At 55.3% G+C, this 20897-nt stretch carries 28 protein-coding genes and 1 tRNA gene; 21 read left to right on the top strand and 8 right to left on the bottom strand.

Features of this window, described 5'->3' with window-relative positions; translation table 11 throughout:
* The 15 genes from MHAR_RS11030 to MHAR_RS10960 all read left to right on the top strand — a co-directional run bounded on the left by MHAR_RS11030 (position 1) and on the right by MHAR_RS10960 (position 7040).
* Entirely contained in the window at positions 1 to 417 is a 417-nt protein-coding gene (locus MHAR_RS11030) for an RNA-binding domain-containing protein (protein ID WP_014587696.1), read from the top strand.
* Complete coding sequence (locus tag MHAR_RS11025; protein ID WP_014587695.1) at positions 414 to 1100, top strand: RNase P subunit p30 family protein; 687 nt, start codon at positions 414 to 416, stop codon at positions 1098 to 1100. The genes MHAR_RS11030 and MHAR_RS11025 overlap by 4 nt, the downstream gene beginning before the upstream one ends.
* Positions 1097 to 1633 carry an Rpp14/Pop5 family protein gene (locus tag MHAR_RS11020; protein ID WP_014587694.1) on the top strand — a complete coding sequence of 179 codons (537 nt, stop codon included), beginning with the start codon at positions 1097 to 1099 and terminating at the stop codon, positions 1631 to 1633. The genes MHAR_RS11025 and MHAR_RS11020 overlap by 4 nt, the downstream gene beginning before the upstream one ends.
* A complete protein-coding gene (gene psmA, locus MHAR_RS11015) occupies positions 1605 to 2357 on the top strand; it encodes an archaeal proteasome endopeptidase complex subunit alpha (RefSeq protein WP_014587693.1) in 753 nt (250 codons plus the stop codon). Before MHAR_RS11020 ends, psmA begins: the two co-directional genes overlap by 29 nt.
* 2 nt (positions 2358 to 2359) lie before the next feature.
* Positions 2360 to 3058 (top strand): ribosome assembly factor SBDS, encoded by a 699-nt coding sequence (locus MHAR_RS11010; RefSeq protein ID WP_014587692.1) that lies wholly within the window; start codon positions 2360 to 2362, stop codon positions 3056 to 3058.
* Positions 3059 to 3080: 22 nt separating this feature from the next.
* Entirely contained in the window at positions 3081 to 3761 is a 681-nt protein-coding gene (gene rrp4 / locus MHAR_RS11005) for an exosome complex RNA-binding protein Rrp4 (protein ID WP_048144643.1), read from the top strand.
* A gap of 5 nt (positions 3762 to 3766) precedes the next feature.
* Positions 3767 to 4522, top strand: a complete 756-nt coding sequence (gene rrp41, locus MHAR_RS11000) for an exosome complex exonuclease Rrp41 (protein WP_014587690.1) — start codon at positions 3767 to 3769, stop codon at positions 4520 to 4522.
* Positions 4519 to 5298 carry an exosome complex protein Rrp42 gene (gene rrp42 / locus MHAR_RS10995; protein WP_014587689.1) on the top strand — a complete coding sequence of 260 codons (780 nt, stop codon included), beginning with the start codon at positions 4519 to 4521 and terminating at the stop codon, positions 5296 to 5298. The genes rrp41 and rrp42 overlap by 4 nt, the downstream gene beginning before the upstream one ends.
* A gap of 3 nt (positions 5299 to 5301) precedes the next feature.
* Positions 5302 to 5583: a 50S ribosomal protein L37ae gene (locus MHAR_RS10990; protein WP_014587688.1), complete on the top strand. Its 282-nt coding sequence runs from the start codon at positions 5302 to 5304 to the stop codon at positions 5581 to 5583.
* Position 5584: 1 nt separating this feature from the next.
* Positions 5585 to 5722, top strand: a complete 138-nt coding sequence (locus tag MHAR_RS10985) for a DNA-directed RNA polymerase subunit P (RefSeq protein WP_014587687.1) — start codon at positions 5585 to 5587, stop codon at positions 5720 to 5722.
* Positions 5722 to 6132 carry a hypothetical protein gene (locus tag MHAR_RS10980; RefSeq protein ID WP_014587686.1) on the top strand — a complete coding sequence of 137 codons (411 nt, stop codon included), beginning with the start codon at positions 5722 to 5724 and terminating at the stop codon, positions 6130 to 6132. The genes MHAR_RS10985 and MHAR_RS10980 overlap by 1 nt, the downstream gene beginning before the upstream one ends.
* On the top strand, positions 6129 to 6356 hold the full coding sequence (locus MHAR_RS10975; RefSeq protein WP_014587685.1) for a KEOPS complex subunit Pcc1: 228 nt from the start codon (positions 6129 to 6131) through the stop codon (positions 6354 to 6356). The genes MHAR_RS10980 and MHAR_RS10975 overlap by 4 nt, the downstream gene beginning before the upstream one ends.
* Entirely contained in the window at positions 6353 to 6715 is a 363-nt protein-coding gene (locus tag MHAR_RS10970; protein ID WP_048144642.1) for a prefoldin subunit beta, read from the top strand. Before MHAR_RS10975 ends, MHAR_RS10970 begins: the two co-directional genes overlap by 4 nt.
* Positions 6716 to 6731: 16 nt before the next feature.
* Positions 6732 to 6806: transfer RNA gene (locus tag MHAR_RS10965), tRNA-Arg, on the top strand.
* A gap of 51 nt (positions 6807 to 6857) precedes the next feature.
* Positions 6858 to 7040 carry a CooT family nickel-binding protein gene (locus MHAR_RS10960; RefSeq protein ID WP_048144641.1) on the top strand — a complete coding sequence of 61 codons (183 nt, stop codon included), beginning with the start codon at positions 6858 to 6860 and terminating at the stop codon, positions 7038 to 7040.
* A gap of 124 nt (positions 7041 to 7164) precedes the next feature.
* Here MHAR_RS10960 and MHAR_RS10955 read toward each other — a convergent pair whose 3' ends face one another.
* Positions 7165 to 8655 carry a hypothetical protein gene (locus tag MHAR_RS10955; RefSeq protein WP_014587682.1) on the bottom strand — a complete coding sequence of 497 codons (1491 nt, stop codon included), beginning with the start codon at positions 8653 to 8655 and terminating at the stop codon, positions 7165 to 7167.
* Positions 8656 to 8712: 57 nt separating this feature from the next.
* Complete coding sequence (locus MHAR_RS13785) at positions 8713 to 8997, bottom strand: hypothetical protein (protein ID WP_187287822.1); 285 nt, start codon at positions 8995 to 8997, stop codon at positions 8713 to 8715.
* A gap of 124 nt (positions 8998 to 9121) precedes the next feature.
* Here MHAR_RS13785 and MHAR_RS10950 point away from each other — a divergent pair, with 124 nt between their 5' ends.
* Together MHAR_RS10950 and MHAR_RS13495 are read left to right on the top strand one after the other, a co-directional pair.
* Entirely contained in the window at positions 9122 to 10111 is a 990-nt protein-coding gene (locus MHAR_RS10950; RefSeq protein ID WP_187287821.1) for a S1C family serine protease, read from the top strand.
* Positions 10108 to 10437 (top strand): hypothetical protein, encoded by a 330-nt coding sequence (locus MHAR_RS13495; protein ID WP_143763407.1) that lies wholly within the window; start codon positions 10108 to 10110, stop codon positions 10435 to 10437. The genes MHAR_RS10950 and MHAR_RS13495 overlap by 4 nt, the downstream gene beginning before the upstream one ends.
* 79 nt (positions 10438 to 10516) lie before the next feature.
* Here MHAR_RS13495 and MHAR_RS10940 read toward each other — a convergent pair whose 3' ends face one another.
* The 5 genes from MHAR_RS10940 to MHAR_RS10920 all read right to left on the bottom strand — a co-directional run bounded on the left by MHAR_RS10940 (position 10517) and on the right by MHAR_RS10920 (position 14802).
* Positions 10517 to 11122: a PsbP-related protein gene (locus tag MHAR_RS10940; RefSeq protein WP_014587679.1), complete on the bottom strand. Its 606-nt coding sequence runs from the start codon at positions 11120 to 11122 to the stop codon at positions 10517 to 10519.
* Between the two features lie 89 nt (positions 11123 to 11211).
* The gene (locus MHAR_RS10935) at positions 11212 to 11769 is read right to left on the bottom strand and encodes a hypothetical protein (protein ID WP_014587678.1); all 558 of its coding nucleotides are present in this window, start codon (positions 11767 to 11769) and stop codon (positions 11212 to 11214) included.
* 12 nt (positions 11770 to 11781) lie between these two features.
* Positions 11782 to 12501 (bottom strand): hypothetical protein, encoded by a 720-nt coding sequence (locus tag MHAR_RS10930; protein WP_048144639.1) that lies wholly within the window; start codon positions 12499 to 12501, stop codon positions 11782 to 11784.
* A 151-nt stretch (positions 12502 to 12652) separates the two neighbouring features.
* Positions 12653 to 13306 carry a DUF2589 domain-containing protein gene (locus MHAR_RS10925; protein ID WP_014587676.1) on the bottom strand — a complete coding sequence of 218 codons (654 nt, stop codon included), beginning with the start codon at positions 13304 to 13306 and terminating at the stop codon, positions 12653 to 12655.
* A gap of 266 nt (positions 13307 to 13572) precedes the next feature.
* On the bottom strand, positions 13573 to 14802 hold the full coding sequence (locus MHAR_RS10920) for a transposase (RefSeq protein WP_014587675.1): 1230 nt from the start codon (positions 14800 to 14802) through the stop codon (positions 13573 to 13575).
* A 117-nt stretch (positions 14803 to 14919) separates the two neighbouring features.
* Between MHAR_RS10920 and MHAR_RS13080 the strand changes: the two genes are divergently transcribed.
* The 4 genes from MHAR_RS13080 (at position 14920) to MHAR_RS10910 (ending at position 19518) form a co-directional block, all read left to right on the top strand.
* A complete protein-coding gene (locus tag MHAR_RS13080) occupies positions 14920 to 15075 on the top strand; it encodes a DUF2080 family transposase-associated protein (protein WP_143763406.1) in 156 nt (51 codons plus the stop codon).
* A 6-nt stretch (positions 15076 to 15081) separates the two neighbouring features.
* Entirely contained in the window at positions 15082 to 16923 is a 1842-nt protein-coding gene (locus MHAR_RS10915) for a restriction endonuclease subunit M (RefSeq protein WP_014587673.1), read from the top strand.
* Positions 16923 to 18269: a restriction endonuclease subunit S gene (locus MHAR_RS13075; protein ID WP_014587672.1), complete on the top strand. Its 1347-nt coding sequence runs from the start codon at positions 16923 to 16925 to the stop codon at positions 18267 to 18269. The genes MHAR_RS10915 and MHAR_RS13075 overlap by 1 nt, the downstream gene beginning before the upstream one ends.
* Positions 18270 to 18966: 697 nt before the next feature.
* A complete protein-coding gene (locus tag MHAR_RS10910; protein WP_143763405.1) occupies positions 18967 to 19518 on the top strand; it encodes a hypothetical protein in 552 nt (183 codons plus the stop codon).
* 112 nt (positions 19519 to 19630) lie between these two features.
* Here the strand turns inward: MHAR_RS10910 and MHAR_RS10905 are convergent, their stop codons facing one another.
* Positions 19631 to 20668, bottom strand: a complete 1038-nt coding sequence (locus MHAR_RS10905) for a deoxyhypusine synthase (RefSeq protein ID WP_014587670.1) — start codon at positions 20666 to 20668, stop codon at positions 19631 to 19633.
* Positions 20669 to 20897: the final 229 nt, after the last annotated feature.

The following is a 20897-nucleotide window of genomic DNA, read 5'->3' as shown; positions in this document are numbered from 1 at the left end:
TTGATTCACAGGGTGACCTTTCGAGCCTTCGTAGCCTCCACCGAGGACGAGGAGAAGGTGAGAGAGGCCCTATCCCTCTTCGTTCCCCCGGAGTCCTTGACCAGAACCCGGGTCGTCGGCCACCACGGAAACGAGATCATCATCCTCGCCATCGACCTCCGGAAGAAGGAGGGGCTGCGGTTCTTCGACCGGCTGAGGGAGGTCCTGTCGGAGGGGGAGATCGCCCGCCTCCGCCGGGAGGTGGACCTCCGGGTCGACGACGAATGCCGCCTCCACTTCCGGCTGGACAAGCAGGCCGCCTATCGAGGGGTGGCCCGGCTCACCGACTCCGGGGACTCGATCACCGTATCCGCCCATATTGAGTCCTATCCCGCCCGGCGGGAGAAGGCGGTTCTGGCAGCCGGAGAGCTCTTATGAGGCCCTTCGAGCCGAACCTCCACTCCCTCCCCGAAGGCTCGGCCTCGGCGAGCAGGCTCGCCCTGGCGGCGAAGAGGCTCGGCTACGCCGGGATCATCATAACAAACCACACCACCACCTGCGGCCGGCCCATCGGGGTAGAGGCGGCGAGGCGGGTGGGCGGGATCGAGGTCGTCATCGGGGCCGAGATCGTCGCCTCTGACCAGAGGTCCCTCCACTCCAAGGCCGCCTCCCTCCGGGAGAGGGTCGACTTCCTCGCCGTCCACGGGGGGGATGAGAAGATCAACCGGGCGGCCTGCGAGGAACCGAACGTCGACCTCCTCGCCCACCCTCACCAGGGCCGGGCCGGGATCGGAGTGGCGGCGGCGAAGGCAGCCCAGGAGAACCAGGTGGCTATAGCCCTGGACCTCTCCCCCATGATCCTCCTCCGGGGCCCGGCCCGGATCAGGTGGATGGAGACGGTGAGAAGGGACCTCGACCTCTTCGGAAAGTTCGACATCCCCCTGATGATCACGACGGGGGGCCGGTCCCATCTCGACCTCCGGTCCCCCCGGGAACTGACGGCCATGGCCGCCCTCCTCGGCCTCGATCGGGATAGGGCGTCCGAGGCGTTCTCCCTTCCGGAATCGATCCTCGCCCTCAACCGGAGGAGGTGGACGTCGGTGGGGGTGGAGCTGGTTTGAGGAGCTGGCTTCCCGTCCTCCGGGACCGGAGGAGGTACATCGCCTTCGAGGTGGAGGCGGAGGGGCGGGTGAGGGGTGGAGACCTCGTCGCCGAGATCAGGGCGGCCCAGACCTCCCTCTTCGGAGATCTGGGGGCGGCGAAGAACCGGCTCCGGGTAATCTCCTTCGACGGCCGGTTCGGCCTCCTCCGCTCCACTCATACCAGGACGGAGGAGTGCCGGGCCCTCCTCGCCACCGTCAACTCCGTAGGGGGGATGAGGGCGGCGATCAGGGTTAGGGGGATCTCGGGCTCGATAAAAGCGGCGACAGAAAAGTATATACCGCAATCGATCTTACAGCCCGACGAAAATAAGAGAAGAGTCGATTTAGGTCCAGTTTCTGGATCCGTGGTGCGAGTTCGTGGTCGGGAGATCGACCTCTCTCCAGACGACCCGAAGATGACGGAAGGATCAGGCACACGATACGTGGGACTGACCTCTTTTGATTTACGCGGAGAGGATATTGATGCAGATGGCACCTCAGATGGGTTATGATAGGGCTATAACGGTGTTCAGCCCCGATGGGCGGCTGTTTCAGGTGGAGTACGCCCGCGAGGCCGTTAGGAGAGGCACCACCGCCGTGGGGATAAAGGCGGTCGACGGCGTGGCGGTCCTGGTGGACAAGAGGATCACGAGCAGGCTGATGGAGCCCGAGTCGATAGAGAAGATATTCCAGATCGACCAGCACATAGGGGCCGCTACCTCCGGCCTCGTCGCCGACGCCCGGGTCCTCATCGACCGGGCCCGAGTGGAGTCCCAGATCAACCGGCTCGTCTACGACGAGAGCATAGGGGTCGAGGTCCTGGCCAAGAAGATCTGCGACTTCAAGCAGACCTACACCCAGTACGGGGGCGTCCGCCCCTTCGGGACTTCGCTCCTCATCGTCGGCGCCGACGACGCCCGGGTGCGGCTCTTCGAGACCGACCCCTCCGGCGCCCTCCTCGAGTATAAGGCCACCGGCATCGGCGCTGGAAGGTCTGCCGTCATGGAGATCTTCGAGGAGAAGTACCGGGAGGATATGAACTGCGACGAGGCGATCCTCCTGGGGCTGGAGGCGCTCTACAAGGCCGCCGAGGGGAAGTTCGAGGCCTCCACCACCGAGATCGGGGTGATCAAGCTCCACGAGAAGCTCTTCTGTAAGCTCGAAGAGGATGACGTCGCCTCCCGGGTGGCGGAGATGAAGGCCAAGATCGGCGGCGAGGGTGCTGGCGAGGCGTGAAGATGGTCACCCTGGAGGAGGCGGTGACGGCCAGGCTCAAGACCCACGGGACGGTCTTCGAGGTCCTGGTGGACCCCGAGGGGGCTCTTGCCTATCGTCAGGGGGACGATCTGGACCTGGAGAAGATCCTCGCCGCCGAGGACGTCTTCGAGAACGCGGGCCGCGGCGACAGGAGCTCCGAGGAGGATCTCCTCCGGGCCTTCGAGACGACGGACGTTCTGACGATAGCCGCGAAGATCCTCAAGAAGGGTGAGATCCAGCTGACGGCTGATCAGAGGAAGAAGATCATCGAGAACAAGCGGCGGCAGGTCGTCCACGTCATAGCCACCAACGCCATCAACCCCCAGACGGGGACCCCTCATCCGCCCGCCCGGATCGAAAGGGCGATGGAAGAGGCCCACTTCAACGTCGATCCCACCAAGTCGGTGGAGGAGATGGTCAACCTCGCCATGAAGGCGATAAGGCCGATAATACCGATAAGGTTCGAGGAGGTGGACGTGGCGGTCAAGATCCCGCCGGCGTACGCCCCCAAGGCCTACGGCGAGATCGCCTCCTTCGGAAAGCTCCAGAGGGAGCAGTGGCAGAACGACGGTTCGTGGATCGGGGTGGTTCGGCTCCCCGCCGGCCTTCAGAACGAGTTTTACGGCCTCGTCAACCGCCTCTCCAAAGGGGATGCGGAGACGAAGCTCTTGAAACGATGACGATTTGATCGAGGATTTAGGAATGGATCACAATAACGACCGCAACGTGGTGGTGCCCGGAGACCTTCTATCGGACGATCCCAAAGCGTCGGGGGAGGGCACCTACGTAAAGGACGGGAAGGTCCGCTCCCTCCTCTACGGGATGGCCAGCAGCTACAAGGATAAGGTGCGGGTGATACCCCTCGCCGGAAAGTACGTCCCCGCCCCGGGAGATACGGTGATAGGCACCGTCCAGGACATAGTCTTCTCCAACTGGATCGTCAACATAAACTCCCCTTACGAGGGGCTCCTCCACATATCCGAGCTGCCGAGGAAGATCGAGATGAACGAGATGTCCAAGTACCTCCGGATCGGAAGCTCCGTGATGACCAGGGTCAAGGACGTCGACTCCACCATGAAGGTCGAGCTGACGATGAACGACAGGAGGCTCGGCATCCTGACGAGGGGGAGGGTGGCGGAGATAAGCCCGACGAGGGTCCCGAGGCTGATCGGCAAGGGAGGCTCCATGATAAATATGCTCAAGAAGGAGCTGAACTGCAACCTCTTCGTCGGCCAGAACGGCAGGATCTGGGTCGACGGCAACGACGACGACATGGACCTTGCCCTGAAGACGATCCTCATCATCGAGAAGGAGGCTCATACTACGGGGCTCACCGACAGGATAATGGAGTTTCTGAGATCTGAGAAAGAGGCGAGAAGTTGATCGGCATGGATGAGAAGTTATCATTCTTCAAAGATGGATTGAGGCTCGACGGGAGGCGGCCCGACGAGCTCCGCCCCATCAAGATAGAGGTGGGCGTCCTGGAGAGGGCCGACGGCTCTTGCTACATCGAGATGGGGGACAACAAAGTGATAGCGGCCGTCTACGGCCCCCGGGAGGTCCACCCCCGCCATCTCCAGGAGGTCACCCGGGCGATAGTCCGGTACAGGTACAACATGGCCTCCTTCTCCGTCGAGGAGAGGAAGAGGCCCGGCCCCGACCGGCGGAGCTACGAGGTATCGAAGGTCAGCCGGGAGGCCCTGGCGTCGGTGATCCTCACCTCCTACTTCCCCCGGTCCGTGGTGGACATCTTCGTCGAGGTCCTCCAGGCGGACGCCGGGACCAGGACCGCCGGGATCAACGCGGCCTCCGTCGCCCTGGCGGACGCCGGGATCCCGATGAAGGGGCTGATATCCTCCTGCGCCGCCGGGAAGGTCGACGGCGAGATCGTCCTCGATCCGATGAAGGCCGAGGACAACTTCGGGGAGGCGGACGTCCCCATAGCCATGACCCCCGGGGGGGAGATCACCCTCCTCCAGATGGACGGGCGGCTCTCGAGGGACGAGTTCCGGCGGGCCCTGGAGCTGGCGAAGGTGGGGTGCCAGCAGATATACGAGGTCCAGAGGCGGGTCCTCGTCGATAGGTACAGCTCCATCGCCGCTCCGGAGAGCTGCGAGGCGGCCGAGGCGGAGGAAGAGGCATGAGCGACGTTGTAATGGCGGAGATTCGGAAGGACTACCTCTACCACCTGGTCTTAAAGGGGGAGAGGGCCGACGGGAGGGCCTTCGACGAGTACCGGGAGATCACCCTCCAGACGGGGACGATCAGGAAGGCCGACGGCAGCGCTGACGTCAGGCTCGGAAAGACCCGGGTTCTGGTGGGGGTCAAGATCCAGCCGGGGGAGCCCTTCGCGGACACCCCCAACAAGGGGGTTATCATCACCAACGCGGAGCTGGTGCCTCTAGCCTCCCCGAACTTCGAGCCCGGCCCCCCCAACGAGGTGGGGATCGAGCTCGCCCGGGTCGTCGATCGGGGCGTCCGGGAGTCGGGGGCGATAGACCTCCCCTCCCTCTGCATCGCCCCGGGGGAGAAGGTCTGGATAGTCTTCATCGACGTCCACGTCCTCGACGACTGCGGAAACCTGATGGACGCCTCGAGCCTCGGCGCGATCGCCGCCCTGATGACGGCGACGGTACCCGCGGCCCAGTACGGCCTCGGGGAGGACTACCCGCTGCCGGTGAGGGACGTCCCCGTGGCCACCACGGCCGTCGAGTTCGGCGACGCCATTATCTTTGATCCCGACACCGACGAGGAGTCGGTGGCGGACACGAAGCTGACGGTGATCACCACCGCCGATGGATCGGTCTGCGGGATGCAGAAGAGCGGCCCCGGATTCCTCAGCCAGGATAAGATCTACCGCATCGTTGATATAGCATGTGAGCGGGCTAAGGAGATCCGGGAGAAGTTTCTGGAAGTATAAATCATGGTCAAGAAGTTCAAGAAGGGAAGGAAGACCAGGTCCGCCGGAAGGTTTGGGCCTCGGTACGGAAGGAAGATCCGAAAGCTGGTCGCGGACATCGAGGAGCGGAGCACGAGGAAGTACGACTGTCCCGTCTGCGGCCGGATCCGGGTGAGGAGAGAGGGGACCGGGATCTGGAGGTGTACCAAATGCGGCCACACCTTCGCCGGCGGAACCTACATACCCGTGACCTCCGTCGGCCAGTCTGTGGCCCGGTCCGTCAAGAGGGCTGTGGAGGCTGAATAAGTTGGCCTACAGGTGCACCAGATGCAAGAAGACCGTGGAGGTAGACTACGAGTACAGCGGCATCAGGTGTCCCTACTGCGGCCATCGGATCCTCATGAAGGAGAGGCCGACGACCGTCAAGAGGATGAAAGCGGTCTGATGAGGTTCACCACCTCCAGGAGGCCCTCGCCCCGGGCGAGGAGGTTCGGCCGGGTTCTAGCGAACTATTTCGGCGCTCGGTACATGACCCGGGGGAAGAGCGGCCTCGAGGACGGCGACGAGGTCTGGATGGTGGTGGTCGAAGGGTCCGGAGGCCCCGCGGGCCTCGCCCGGAGGTCGGGCGGGGAGGAGCGGATCCTCCGCTTCTCGGCCGTCCAGGAGGGCGGGGCGAAGAGGCTGACGAGGAAGAGGGCCGCGGTGGTCGGATCGGGGAAGGCCGCCGCCGAGGTGGCGGAGTTCTTCGGCCTCGACCTCTCGCCCACGGCCTCCGAGGGGCGGCTCGTCCGGGTCCAAGACGGGACGATCGATCTCGTCGACGACGGGGATCTGATCCTCAGGTTGGAGATATGAGGGGCAGCGCGGAGATCGCCTTCGAGGTCGAGGATCCCGAGGCTGTCGCCGCCGCCCTCGCCCCCGAGGCGGAGGATCAGATCCAGAGGAGCCACGTCCGGATCGAGGCGGTGGAGGGGGCGGTCCTCCTGAAGGTGGAGAGCGAGGACCTGGTATCCCTCAGGGCTGCCCTGAACACGTGGATCAGGCTGGTCGATATAGCAATCAAGATGGTGAAGGTATGAGCACCGAATTGCCACCCCAGGTACAGAACCAGATAGCACAGCTTCAGCAGCTTCAGCAGCAGGCTCAGGCGCTGCTGGGCCAGAAGAGCCAGATAGAGATGATGATAAGGGAGACGGAGTCCGCGGTCAAGGAGCTGGAGGCGAGCCCCGAGGGCGCTGTTATTTATAAGAGCGTCGGCGAGGTGCTCTTCAAGGCCGATCGGACGAAGCTTATCGAGGAGTACCAGGAGAAGAAGGAGGTCCTCGACCTCCGGCTCAAGACCCTCGGAAAGCAGGAGGAGCGGATCCAGAAGCGCTTCACTCAGCTCCAGGATCAGCTGAAGGCGTCCCTGGGGCAGAAGCTCCCCGAGGCGGCCTGAACTTCGACGGAGTAGCGGGCCCGTGGCTTAGCCAGGATATAGCACCGGGCTTCTAACCCGGGGGTCGTGGGTTCGAATCCCACCGGGTCCGCCTGCTACTTAAATTTTAGAAAACAACCGGGATTTTTCGAGGGGATTAAAAATGTGCGAGCTGTCCGTTTACATGAAGGGCGAGAAGGAGAGCCTGATGGAGGGGGTCGTCGTCCTCGTCACCAGAGGTGACAAGGTCCTGATGGAGGACATCCTGGGCAGGACGAAAGAGGCAAAAGGCCGGATCTTCGAGGTCAACATCACCAGCCAGAAGGCGTTTTTGGAGCCGGTTTAGAAGGGTCGCCTCGGCGACTAAAATCATCTCCCTGGCTTTGAACCTCTGAAGCTCCTGGTTTAGAAAGAATGGGGATAGGGCGTCTTTTGAACGCCCCGCCATTTAGAAGGCATTTATAAGGTGCCTATTTTGTCGGGCTGAACTTGATCACCCTGTCATAGAGGATCTCGTCGTAGCTGGAACTCACCGCCATAACAACTACTTCAGCCATGTATAAACTCCTCGAGTCGTAGAGGATCTCGTCGTAGCTGGAACTCACCGCCATATTCTGCTCCAGATACCCTCTGAACCCCACATATGCCGGCTGATCAAGCTCGATCCCATAGGCCTTGACGCCCCACGGTATCTCCAGGCAGTGAGGATCTCCGCTGCAGTTGCGAGCCACCTTCCAGACGTATAGGAGATCTGCGTCGGGGTTCTCCGGCATGTATTCTTTCGCGGTGCCCGAAAGGTCCTGGTTGTTGACGCAGCCGACGCCGTTCAGGATGTCCGCGCCGTAGAGGGCGAAGTTCGAATAGGTGGCCTTCCCCGTCGCCGCGTGGTTGACGCCGTAGACTATCAGGAACTCGTCGGGATCGTCGCCGAGGGTGAAGGAGGTGGAATTGAGATAGAACGTATCTCGATTGGGGCCGAAGACGTTCGCACCTCTCTGGATGCCGTCGTATCCCTGGGGTGGGTTGTAAAGCCAGACATGGGTTTCAAGCTCTGTCGCCTCCAAGTCGCCATACCTTTCGAGGATGGCCCGTCTCAGATCGTTGAGGTTCGGCGTCAGATCCAGCTCGCTGGCGTTCCCGCTGCCACGGACCCTCAGATCGGGCACTTTGTAGGGGTCCAGCGTTGCTGGCTCTGCGGGAGTTATTCGAAGGACGGTGCCCGGAGGATCGTTTACGTACGCTTCGCCTGCAACCTCGTCTTTGAAGAAGTTCACCCGGATGACGAAGGCGAAGGTATCTGACCGGTTTTCAAGGCCCATATTCAATATGGACGAGGGGATCACGTCGGTGTTCATGATGGACGGAGAATACCCCGCCAATAAAGCCGCCTCTCTTACGCGTTCATCGATGCCCCCGTCGGCGGTTGATATGATGAGGGTGGTCTCGTCGAACGGATCGCCGTCGGTGCCATCCGGCGTCCCTTCCGTCTTTATCGTCCTCAGGTTCAGCGCATCGCCGAGATCTCCGAAGATCCGCTTATATACGCCCTCGTTGGGATAGAACTTGTCAAATACGTAGCTTCGATAGCTGAAGTAGCTGCACTCCGGAGGGGTTTTGCCGATGTAAACCACCGCTTCGTCCTGTCGGAGGTGCCAGTCCACCGCCAGCCCTCCAGGAGTTTTGAGGAGGCTTCTTCCCGTCTGTCCCGGCCCCGCAGGCAACCAGAACGCCACGTAGGGAGTGGCGGGGTTATTCCCGAAGCAGCTCTGGATGAGGCCTTTATTATACAGGCCGATGATGTCGAAGTAGCTCAAGACCCCTTCCTGTACGATAAACCCATCCTCTTCCAACGCAGATCGGAGGGCGCTGATGTCGCCTTCCGAGTTATCTTTGGCCATTTCATCAGCCGTCGAGGTGCTGCCAGAATATGCATCTTCTGAAGCTCCGATGCCGACCGTCAAAATCAGAGAAAAAAGGGCGACCCACAGTATATTATGAATTTTATACGAGACAAACTATTATACCTCACATAAAAATACCCTCTTGATACTTATAAATTTTATGATCCAGATCCCGCCGAAGCTCCGGGATTTTGTAACCTCAGTAACCTCTGGGATCTCTTCAGCCATAGAAATCTTGGCGCCCTGATCTTCGGCCGGAAAAATTAAAGACCTTGGAGGTCTCTCTCGGATAAGAGGGTCGATCATGGCGTCCGAAAGAATCGAAGTCTCGTTGAAGGTCGTATATTCGATATTATTTGTCGGGTCGATAATATCCGCCGCCTTTGCAAGCGATGAGATCACCGTCGAAAATCGGGTGAGCTATCTGGGAAGGCCATCCGTGGTGATGATAACCACAGAATACAACGGTTACCTCTTGAATGATGACGGAAAACATTCGGTCTTTCTTTTTAAGGGAGACGATGAGGTGTCCGAATTGGAGGTACAGATCCCCCAGTTTTATGTCGGCTATTCCGGGTCAGGGTTTGTGGTGAACTCTGACGGCTACATCGTCACCAACGCCCACGTCGTCCAGGAGACGGAAGAGGAGCTGAAGGCGGAGTTCGCACGCCAGGCCCTGGAGTGGGCGGCGAGAGAGTTCCCGCCGACCTATATCGCCAACGGTAAGGACCCATATCCTGTTACCGAGGAAGATCTTCAGTGGCTATATAATTTGTTCCTCGCGGAATACGATCTCGACTACAAACGGGAGATCATGGTATACTTCGGAGCCCCCAGCATCCTGGATCGGTCGCCAGTGGGCTACCCCGCCGAGATCAGGAAGATCAGCCCCCAGGAGGTGTGGTATTCCTACGGCGACTACAAGTACAGGTCTGGAAAGGACCTGGCGATCATAAAGATCGAGACCTCCAATGATCTGCCGACGGCAACCCTGGGGAACTCAAAGGACGTCGAGGTGGGCGACAAGGTCGTGGTGATCGGGTATCCGGGGGTTACCACCTCTTGGCAGAACGCGTTCCTCTCCCCGGAGACCGAATACGTCCCCTCGGTCACCTCGGGGATCATAAGCGCTGAAAAGAGGCTGCCTGACAAGTCAGAGGTCTTCCAGACCGACGCCGCCATCTACCACGGAAACAGCGGAGGCCCTGCTTTCAACGCTGAAGGCGAGGTGATCGGGATCGCCACCTTCGGCTCGGGCAGGACCCTCGTCTCTGGGGAATGGCTCGACGTTCAGGGATACAACTTCCTGATCCCGATAAACGTAGCCAAGAGCTTCATATCGGAGCTGAACATCGACACCACCCCGAGCGAGGTGACCCAGCACTTCGAGAGGGGCTTTGAGCTCTACTGGAACGGGAGCCGCCCGGAGGCGAGGGGGGAGTTTGACGCCATCCTCGCCCTCGACCCGAATAACCAGTACGCTGCGGAGTACTCGAGCATGGCCCAGAGGGGATGATCGACGGCCTGCGATTTGCCCCTCCTTCGGACCGCCGTACCGGCGGCCTCCTCCAGCCGGAGGGGGGTGTGTCAAAGCCCTCCAGCGCGGGCGGGGCAAAAGAGGCCTCGCCAATGGAGGCGGCCGCAGCCGCAGGCTCCGCGGGCCCGGAGCCCCCGGGTCTCGGGGAGGCGATCTACTTCAGCTCCCTCGTCTTCATCGCCCAGGCGCCGGCCGAGTACCGGGCCCGCGGGAGGTACAGGTACCTGGTGATCTTCGAGGGGATCCTGGGGTGGCTGATGCTCGCCCTCTTCCTGGTGGGGCTAGGAAACCTGATGATAAGGTGACGTGGTGCTTTTAATCAGGAGCGGATCCTTCTTCATTAAAATGCCGACAAAAAATGGGGGAGAGGGGCCCGATGGTCCCTCAACTCAGGCTGAAGGAGTTGATCATCCGTTTTGCGTCGTCCTCGAACTCGGAGTACCTCTCCGCCAGAGCGCGGTAAGTTATGACGTATGCCCTATCCTCCTTTATGGTGTAGGCTAGGAGGACCTGGTACGCCGTCCCTTCAACGGTCGCCCCGTAGCCGATGACGGTGGCCGGCTCCTCGGAGATCTTCATCTCCCCCTCGGCCAGAACCTCGAAGTCGTCGTAAGAGCTTCTCAGGTTGGCCAGGACCGCCTCGGTGTACTCGGGAAGGTTAGTCCCCCCGGGGAGATCCTCGATCTGGACGGTGACGTAGTTGTCGGGGTCGATCAGGTTCTCCCCCGGGGGGAGGAAGCCCGCCACGATCCCGAGGTCGTTGGGGTCCGCCTCTTCGGCGGTCCAGGCGGAGGGGTAGGCGACGGCGAAGCCGTAAGCTCTGCTCTCGAATAGGAGGAGCTCGCCGAGGTCGGAGAGGCTGATCCCCTCCGAGCCGTCGACGGGATCGTCGAGGCCTTCGGACTCCTGCGAGGGCTCGTAGCACGTTTGGCCGCTGGCCAGGGCGGCGGTGAAGAATAGCAGGCCGAGGAGAAGGAGACTCTTCTGCAAACCATTTCACCTCGCCACCCTATTTCGCCGGACTGATGATAAATACTTTTTCTGGTCGCCATCATCAGGACGGGAATCTTACAACCTATTCAAAGGGGAAGCGCCCTGTCGACGAGGATGAGGGCGTCTCGAAATCCCACCAGCCCCTTCAGGGCGGTGGCTCCAGCCATCAGATCTGGATCCAGGGAGATCTCGGACCAGATCCCGGTCAACATGGTGGTGTGGTCCTCTTCGGCGGAGAACCTCTTAATGATCCCCTTCTGCTCCGCTATAGCTACCAGCTGCCGGGCCAGCCTCTCCCCCTCGGCGATCCGCGCCGAATCTCCTCGGATGGCGTCGGCGGCGATCCCCTCAGCCCTCTTCAAAGAATCGGCGGCTACCGCCTCTCTGACTTTGCGGGGCGTCTTCGGGCCCGAAAATTCCATCCCTGGGCAGATCACCCCCCTCTCGGCGGAGATGACCATCGCCCTCAGGGCCGCCACCTCTGCAGCTTGGAAGAGCCGGTTCTCAGCGAACGCCCTCTCCAGATCCTGTAGCCAGCTCTTCACCAGATCTGAGAATCTCGGGTCCTTCGAATCCAGGCGGTCAACGATCTCTGGGAGTCGGAGGAGTATCCTCTCGATCTCTTCAAGGCTTGCGATCTGCATCTCATCCCGCCTTCACTCTGGCACCAACAGCTCCCGGACCTCTCCTTCAGAGTCGACGACGGACCATTCAAAGGCCTCTTCGGATATCGAGAGATGGATCTTGACCATGATGCTCCCCGGGTCGGACTCGCGACCAATCTCTTTCAGCTCCGAGGAGGTCATGGAGACATCGAGCCGGGTGTTCTCATGCAAAAACTTGGAAAACTCCATGAACGCCGCCTTCTTGAGATCCGTTTTCAGCTTCTGAAGCCTCTCTGCCCCCCCAGCCTCCTTCTTCAGCCTCGGCTCCAGGATCTTGGCCGCGGCGGAGATGAAATCGTCGGTGATGGTCGTTATGCTCAACCGCTTGGCCGCCTCCACCCTCTCCGCGGCCGAGAATAGATCGGCCTTCAATATCACTGGCTCCTTCTTCAGAGCCAAGATCCTCCTGTCGAGCTCTTTCTCGATCCGGATCTTTTCATCGTCCTTCATCTCGATCTGGGCCTTCTTCGCCTGGATGGCTAAGACCCGGGGGAAGCTTTCGCGGATGTTGGTGAGGACCCGGCCGGTCGCCTCCGGATCCTCCGCAGACTTCATATCGCTTATCGCTACCGGAACGTCGAGATCGACCTTCGGCAGCCTGAAGTGAGGGACGGGCATATTCCGGAGGAGCGGGTGGCTCGCATAAATCTCGGCGATCCTCACCGACTCCAGGTCCGCCTGGACCCTGGCGTTGGTAACCTCTGATAACAAATGGCCGATGTAATCGCCTAAATAGGGCATAATATCCCCCTTTTAAGGTATCTTCAAATCCTTCCGCAGGTCTGACCGCTCTTTGACCCTGAGACTCTCGACCCTATATAAAAATTGAGAGGTATGGGCAGCTGACGCTGCCCCCTCCTCTTCAGCTCACTACCGGAGCCTGTGCGCTCACCGGCTGTCCTCTCATCGACTCTTCCAGGATGCTCAGGATCTTCTCCATGCCCCCGGGCATCTCGTCCTGGACGGCCTTCACGTGGATCGCCAGGGAGTAGGTCCGGTTGACGTTCGATCCCTCGGAGGTGGACCTCTGGTAAGATGTGGACACCTTCAGCTTTGCCGATCCGAAGAACCACCCGGCTTTGGCCTCGAGAGAGGCGTCCACCTTCAGGTTGGTGTCGACCTTTCTGTACTCCATGCTGGTGATTTTGGCGTTGAAATCGATGGTCGTCTCCTCGATCCGGATGAAGGGGATCGGGAGCATGGTGAGGATGGGGACCTCCAGCTTCATCTGCTGAATCTGGGCTGGTACGGCAGGGGTGGCAGGGGTGTCACCCGATGCCGGAACTGCCGGCTGATATGGGGAGATCTCCTTGGGATATTTGAAGGTCACATATATCGGGTCCCCCGTATCGCTCGCTTCGGGGTCGTCGCTCTCGCCGGCCTTGAAGCCCACCGATTTTATGAAGTTCACTGTGCTCAGAGCTGCCTGGGCCTGGGCGTTCACCACCGCGATCAAGGGCCCACCTATCATCGACTCGAAATCGATGCTCGAAAGCTCCTGTCCTGGGTTTACCATGGATTATCACCTTTTTATTTTACCGCTCGTTCCATAGCTGCCGGTTTCCCTGGCAGCCTCGCTGCAACCAATAGTTCAAAGTGGTCTCGCAATATATTTAAACACTTCGCTATTATGAAAAATATTATTTTTAAATAAAGATTATTTTTATATCTATTTAAAATTTATTATCTGAAAGATCTAGCCCTCCCGTCATCCCCGACCTTTCGGTCCGGCTCCGGAGACGGCCAGCGGCTTTGCACGTAAAAGGGTAAAAATAGAGGACTTTACGTGCAGACTTCGGACTTTACGTGCAAGAACTCAGGGTTGATCCCATTCTCATACATCTCATGGATGACTACCGTGAGATTGTAAGCTACAATTTTTGCCAGCAGTTCGTTGACTTGGGCAACTTCGTTCTTTGACTTTAAGGTCTCTCCGAACTTACGCTTGATCGCAGCGTTGGTAGCTTCGATGTTACTTCGCTTATGATAGTGGTCCATGAACTCGTCACGATTGAGTTGGAAGTAGTGATACATCTTCTTCCAGAGAGGAGAACCGCCAGCCTTACCCGTTGCATTCTTCCTGTAAGGGATGTAGGCTGTGCCTCCAACATCACCTACAAGTTCGAGGTTCTTCCTTGAAGAGTATGCCATATCAGCAGAGACTTCATCTATGGTGAATCCTTCAGCGGTCTTCCTTACCAGGGGTCCAAACTGAGGCGAGTCATTGCTGTACTCATCAGTTATCGATATGGCTGCTACGATGTTGGTTTTAACACCCGCACATAGATGAGCTTTCACCCATCGGTGTTGTTTCTTCTCACCATGCTTTGTGCCGCAATAGGCGTTAAACGTAGTTGTACGGAATCCCGTTGAGTCGATCGCAAAATCGGTTTCTATTCCAGCAACGGGCAAGGCGGAGAGGGTTACAAGCTGATGAAGGATCGCTGTTGTCTCGGGCTTGTTAAAGAGTTCTGATGTTGAATTGAAGTGGGGTGCTTTGCTGATCTGTCCTTTGTCTGTCGCGTTCTGGAACAAACTGTGTGCGCGACGGCTGGAGAGTTGCGAGTAGACTTTTTGGATAGCGCAAAACAGGTTCTCTTGAAGGGGTAGGCGAGGTCTCCCTGTGGTTTGCTCTGGTTCGGGTATGGCTTTCACTAAGTCCTTTAGTAACTCATCGAAGAGTTTGACCTCTGCCTTCTGCGCTTTATTGTATGCGTTCCATGCCTGAGCATAGGTTAGGTGGACCTTCTCAGTAACTACGCCTTTTGGAGTATCCTTCTCAACTTCGAGGTAATAGCGGGTTGCCATTATGTGCTTGCACTTACCTCCTCGGTAAACGAAATCAGGACAGGTACAGGTCATGCCATTAGGAGTACTCTTTACCTCGTAGGTTTTGTTTCCTGATTGCGATCTCACCTTGAATGAGGTTTCACTAACCTTCTTGATCTGGTTGCCCTGATCTGCGATTGCTTTGCCGCGTTCTTCTCGAATGTTCTTTACACCACGTTCCATAGTAGATACATAGTAACTACAAGCATTTAAAGATAACTGATAGATTAATATAAACTATTATGTATCTATTAACAACCACAAAGTATATATATTATAACTCCATTTTACAGCCATCATATGACTGATCCGATGAAGATTACTCTAGATGCCTACCAAGTCATAGAAAAAGTTGTAAAAGCCGGAGGTAACTCTGGAAGGGTATATGTACCAAGAGAATGGGTAGACAAGCGGGTTAAGATCATATTGATGGAACCAGCAAGCTCCGAAAGATGAGTTGATATGATGACGAGATCTAAATGGGAAAGTAATAGCGAAGTCGGCAATTCTACTAACGAGGGAAAAAGAACTTTAATTGATTATATATCCGGTATTGAAGTTTTAGCTACCCCAGAGGAAGCCGAGGCAGTTCAAGTTTTTGCCAAAAAACTTGTCGAAGACTATGGGTATCGTAAACACCAGATACAAACTCATCCCCAATTTCGTACAAAGACTGCTCCGTCTGGAGAAGAAAAATACCCTGTAGATATCGCTGTATTTTATAATGATAAGAAGGAATATAATAATATGCGTATTGTCGTGGAATGTAAGCAACCGAATCGGAGCGATGGTCTCAAGCAACTAAGTATTTATCTCAACCTCATACCCAGCGTCGAAATAGGCGTCTGGTTTAATGGTAAAGATCATTTGTATCTAAGAAAGGCATTCGATGATGGCCGCATAACTTGGAAAGAAATACCAGACATACCAAAACATGGAGAACGGGTCGCGGATATTGGGTTATATAAACGAAAAGATTTACAAACTCCTAATAATTTAAAGGTTGTGTTCAACGATATTCGAAACCATTTAGCTGGTTCGGCTACAGGAATCACAAGAGATGAGGCAATAGCACAGCAGATAATTAATATATTGTTTTGTAAATTGTATGATGAAATCAATACCGCACCTGATGAAAATGTTAAATTTCGCGCTGGAATTGATGAAGATAAAATCGATGTCAGAACGAGAATTGAAAACTTGTTTACAAAAGTAAAGCAGGATTATGACGATGTTTTTGATGAAGAGGATAGCATAAAACTTGATGATGACTCTTTAATCTATGTGGTTGGGGAACTTCAGAAGTACTGTATAATTTCGGCGGAACGGGATGCTTTAGGTGACGCATTTGAAGTTTTTATTGGGCCAGCACTACGAGGGGGAGAAGGGCAATTTTTTACACCCAGGAATGTTGTAAAAATGGTCGTGCGAATATTAGATCCCGATCCTGGAGAATATGTAATTGATCCCGCTTGTGGGAGTGGAGGATTTTTAATAGTTGCATTAGAATATGTATGGGACAAAATTGAAGAAGAGGGGAAACGAAAAAATTGGTCGCAGGAGTTGATTGTTCAGAAGAAAAAGGATATTTCAAATAAGTATTTCTTTGGAATTGATAAAGATTCTTTTCTTGCGAAGGTCACTAAGGCGTATATGGCAATTATTGGAGATGGGCGTGGGGGCGTCTTTTGTGAAAATAGCCTATTTAGTCCCTTAGATTGGCAAAATAAGACTCAGGATAGGATAAATTTTGGATCATTCGATGTATTACTGACAAACCCGCCGTTCGGGTCGAAAATATCAATAACATCGAAGGAAGTGCTTTCTCAATATTCTCTTAGTTACAAATGGAGATTTAATAAAAACGAGCAAAAATGGGAAAGGACGCAAAAATTTGCAGATAGGCGCCCACCCCAAATTCTCTTTATAGAACGGTGCTTGGAACTGCTAAAACCGGGCGGAAGAATTGGCATAGTTTTACCAGATAGTATAGTTGGCAATCAATCAGACGGATACATACGAGAGTTTATTTTATCTAGAGCAAACTTGCTCGCCGTGGTTGATTTACCAAATGAGACATTCCAACCGAGTACTAGCACAAAAACAAGTGTAGTTTTTCTACAGAAAAAGGATCAAGTAATGGAAACGGATTATAAAATTTTCATGGCTTTTGCCGAGAAGTGTGGACACGATAGACGGGCCAAGCCGATATTTAAGAAAGATGAACACGGAGAACTAATACCGGATGATGATTTACCGCTAATCGCGGAAGAATATCAAAGTTTCAAGAGGAGAAATTATTAATGCACTATACAGCAGAATTATACTCGTCTGAATTAGAAAATAGATTTGATGTTAGATATTACGATCCATCGGCGCTAGGCTTGCTTAGAATTATTAAAGATAAATCAAATAGTAACGACTACGAAGTAAGAAAACTGGCCGCATTTGGCAATTTAAAAAAGGGAATCTTTAGTATATCCGCATCGGAATATAAAGATGCGGGGGTTCCATTTATTAGAGTATCCTGTATCAAGTATTTAACGATAGATATTAATGATATAACATATCTGAGTGCTGATTTGCATGATAGTAATATTAAAACAGAAGTGTCGCCGGGGGATATAGTAATAAGTAAAAGTGGTACAGTTGGGAACATTGCTTTGGTGCCCGAATATCTAGGAAAATCCAACATAAGCCAGGACATCGTCGGTCTGTATGTGAATGATAAAAATTTTTCTGGATTTTTGGCAGCCTACCTATCCAGTAAATTAGGGAAAATCCAAATGCAAAGAGTGAAAACACAGCAAACTCATGCGCATTTAACACTTGCCCCCCTCAGGGAATTGTTGGTAGTATTTAACAAAGAATGCGTAAATAAAGTATCGGATTTGATGGAAAAGGCGGCTAAATTCGAAGTGGATTTTTTTACCAATCTAACCAAAGCCCAGTGCGAATTAGAACAATATTTTAATATAGATATGAATTATCAAAATTGTTCAACTTTCCAGATCCCTGTGACAGAGTTAGAATCGAAATTTTCACCTACCTTTTATTACCCACCGTATCGGGAAACAAATCGGCTTCTAAAAGAAAGATTTGAAACCACAAATTTGTGGAAAATAGCGAAAATTATAAAAGGAAAAGAGGTGGGCTCAAAAAATTACAGCGACCATGGCATACCATTTATTCGGACTTCAGATCTAGTGAACCACGGTATAGATCGCGATTCACACCATAAAATAAATAAAAAGATATATGATGAATATAAACAAGATTTGCGACCGAATGATATTCTTTTTACCAACGATGGAAAAATTGGATTATCTGCAATGTGTTTAGAAGGGGATGATTGTGTAATTCAGAGTCACATTAAACGAATTCGAATAGTAGATGATTATTTCACACCGGAATTCATTTTTATTTTTTTAAATACAAAGTTTGGTTTGTACCAAATCTACAGAAGAATATTCGTCCAATCTACAATACCCACAATAGAAGATGGATTAAATTATATTGATATACCTTATGTAGAAAAGGATATTATAGATGAGGTAACATGCTTATGCAAAGAAGCTTTTAATGCAAAAAATAAAAGAAATCAATTTGTAGATTCGTCCAGAAAAATTATCGAAAATGAATTAATATAATATATACCACCGTATTTTGTTCTGTCTTTGGCTTTCGATCTCCAAAATAAAAATAATTATCGGGCCGAAGTTAATATCTTAAAATCGTGGTTGCTTATTCGCCGGGTTGTCAACACGAACCAACCCCATGGAGCATTTGGATCTCGATCTCTGAAAGCTTCCAGTCTGCCTCTACAAACAGAATCTATTGCATTCGGATTATTTAAATACAATTCGACATTCTTGACGCTAAACGCGCGGGGGTACTTACTCAACATGTTGATTCTATGACGATGCATTTCTCTTGGGCTAGACGCAACTTCTGCATGTGCAACTATACCGCTGCCTTTTGCGTAAAAACATATCAAATCTCCAGGTCTTAGACGCTTCCTCGCAGGTGTTCTCTCACCGAATCCAAAGATCCCTTCATTGCCTACCAAGGTTTGGATTACTTTCTCGGCAGACTTATTTTTATCACCCTTTACCGGCGCAAGCCAGCAATTGGCATTCGTGCTCGATACGATATTCATAATTTTGCCCTCAACACATCGATGCCCGGCATCTAGGAAAACGTTTTGGTTACTGCAATGCTAGTAACTTAAGATAGGTACTCCAAAGACTTTACGTGCAGACATCAGACTTTACGTGCAGAAAGGGGTTTACGTGCAAAGCCACGGCCAGCAAAGCCTTTATCTTGCTTCAGCCGGTCTTCTCCCCCATGAACCTGAAGTGCGCGGTTTGCATGCTGCTGATCGCAGGTTTAGTCCTCGCCTCCGGCTGCCTGAGCGACGAGGAGGCGGGAGGCGAAGCGGCGGCGGTGCCCACCGAGAACCTCCCCGAGGGCTTCTCCCTCATCGCCGTCGTCGACGAATCGACTGTGGGCATAAATATGGAGGATGAGATCGCCGATTTCAGGGGAGATGAGGATATCGGCAGAGTCAACGCCACCCTGGGCAAGTACCAGTGGGGTGAGATGGGCAAGGACTACGACGCTAGGGTGTTGGTGATCGAATGCGAGACCGAGGCCGGGGCCGAGGCCGCCGTCGCAAACTACCTGGCCCAGCCCAAGTACGAGAACCCGCCCTTCGTGGGCGTCGACAGGTTCAGCACCGCCGTCGTCAACGGCCGCCAGGTGACGGAGATCCGGGAGAAGGTCGGAAAGGAGCTGAAGTACGTCTACATCTGGAACGACGGCAGCCGGGCGGTCCTGGTGGAGGGGAACGGCAACCGGGCCGAGAGCCTGGAGCTCGCCAGCGCCACGGGGCTCTGACGGCGCCGTCCCCCTCTTCTTTTTCCATCGCCATATTGCCTCATCATCTCCCTTCTACGCCTTCTTCCTCTCTGATCTTCGTCTCCTCTCCATCCATCTCCTCCCCAGCCCTTCATCCATCGTAGGCGAGGGTGAGGTCGCCGTCCCGCCAGGCGAACCGGGGCGGAGATCTCCGCCGGCTGCCGCCTTCCTCCAGGGCGTGGACTGCAATGGGGAGCGCAATGGTGGCGTCGACGAAGACCTGGATCATCCTCGCCTCCCTCGCGATCTTCCCCCAGGATACCCCCTCGCTGAAGGTGCAGCCTGAGAGCCCCCCGAATTGGGGGGGGTCGATGGTGTACTGGATGGCGTAGTTGTGGCCGCCCCGATACCTCCCGCAGAGGTCCGCCACCACCTTCGTCTGCTGGATGAAGTTCTTCGGGACCCCTCCCCCGACGAAGACGACGCCGGTCTGGGTCGACTTCTCAGTGATCTGGCTGATCTCGTCGACGTCCTGGATCTGATCGACGACTACTCGGTGCCCCTCCCTCCAGGCGAGGACCATCCCGATCCCGATGGAGCTGTCGGATAGGGCTGGAACGAAGATCGGGACCCCTGCCCGGCTGGCGCTCCCGAGGATCGTATCCTCCGGCATCCTCCGGCCAAGCCCCTCCATCAGCTCCCGGGAGGTGTACGTCCGGCGAGGGTCCAGGGTCTTGACGAACTCGGCGACGTACAGGTCCCCCCTCTGGAGCCCCGCCTCGGAGACGTAGACGTCGTATATCCGATCGATCCCCTCCTCCCTGAGGGATGCGTCGTCGGCGCCCGGGTCTCCCCGGTAGTGGACGACGCCGAGCCCCTCGCAGAGGTCGTGGAAGAGGTTGGCTCCGGTGCTGACGACGCAGTCCACCATCCTCCTGGATATCATGGTGGCGATGAGCTTTCGGAGGCCGGCGGGGACCATCGCCCCCGCGAGGCCGAAGAATATGGTGATCTCCTCCTCGGCGAGCATCCTCTCCCAGGCCTCCACCGAGCGGCCGAGCTGCCCCGCCTGAAACCCGAGCTTCGCCATGGCCATCGCGAGCTGATGGACGGACCGGTCCTCCATCCCCATGGTGGTGGCGAGCTCCTCCAGGCCCCCGGAAAGATCGTCTTGGTCTCTCATTTTCATCCCGGCCGGGGGGGATCGTCCCCCCGATTATTAAAAGTTGTCACACGCCGGGGATCCATTTTATAAATAATCCCGATATCTAAGCTATTTATACTCCGATCTCCCTCAATGCCCAGTTCAAGGTCGAAGGACGGGACGCCCCCGCCCGGGGGCCGATCCCGGGGTTCGTGATGGCATGATGATGTTGTGCGGCTATTTCAGGATCATGAGGGCGGTCGGTAAAAAGGGC

The organism is Methanothrix harundinacea 6Ac, from assembly GCF_000235565.1.
GTDB lineage: Archaea > Halobacteriota > Methanosarcinia > Methanotrichales > Methanotrichaceae > Methanocrinis > Methanocrinis harundinaceus.
Note: the sequence above shows the minus strand (reverse complement) of the source record. Positions and strands in the feature narration are given on the sequence as shown.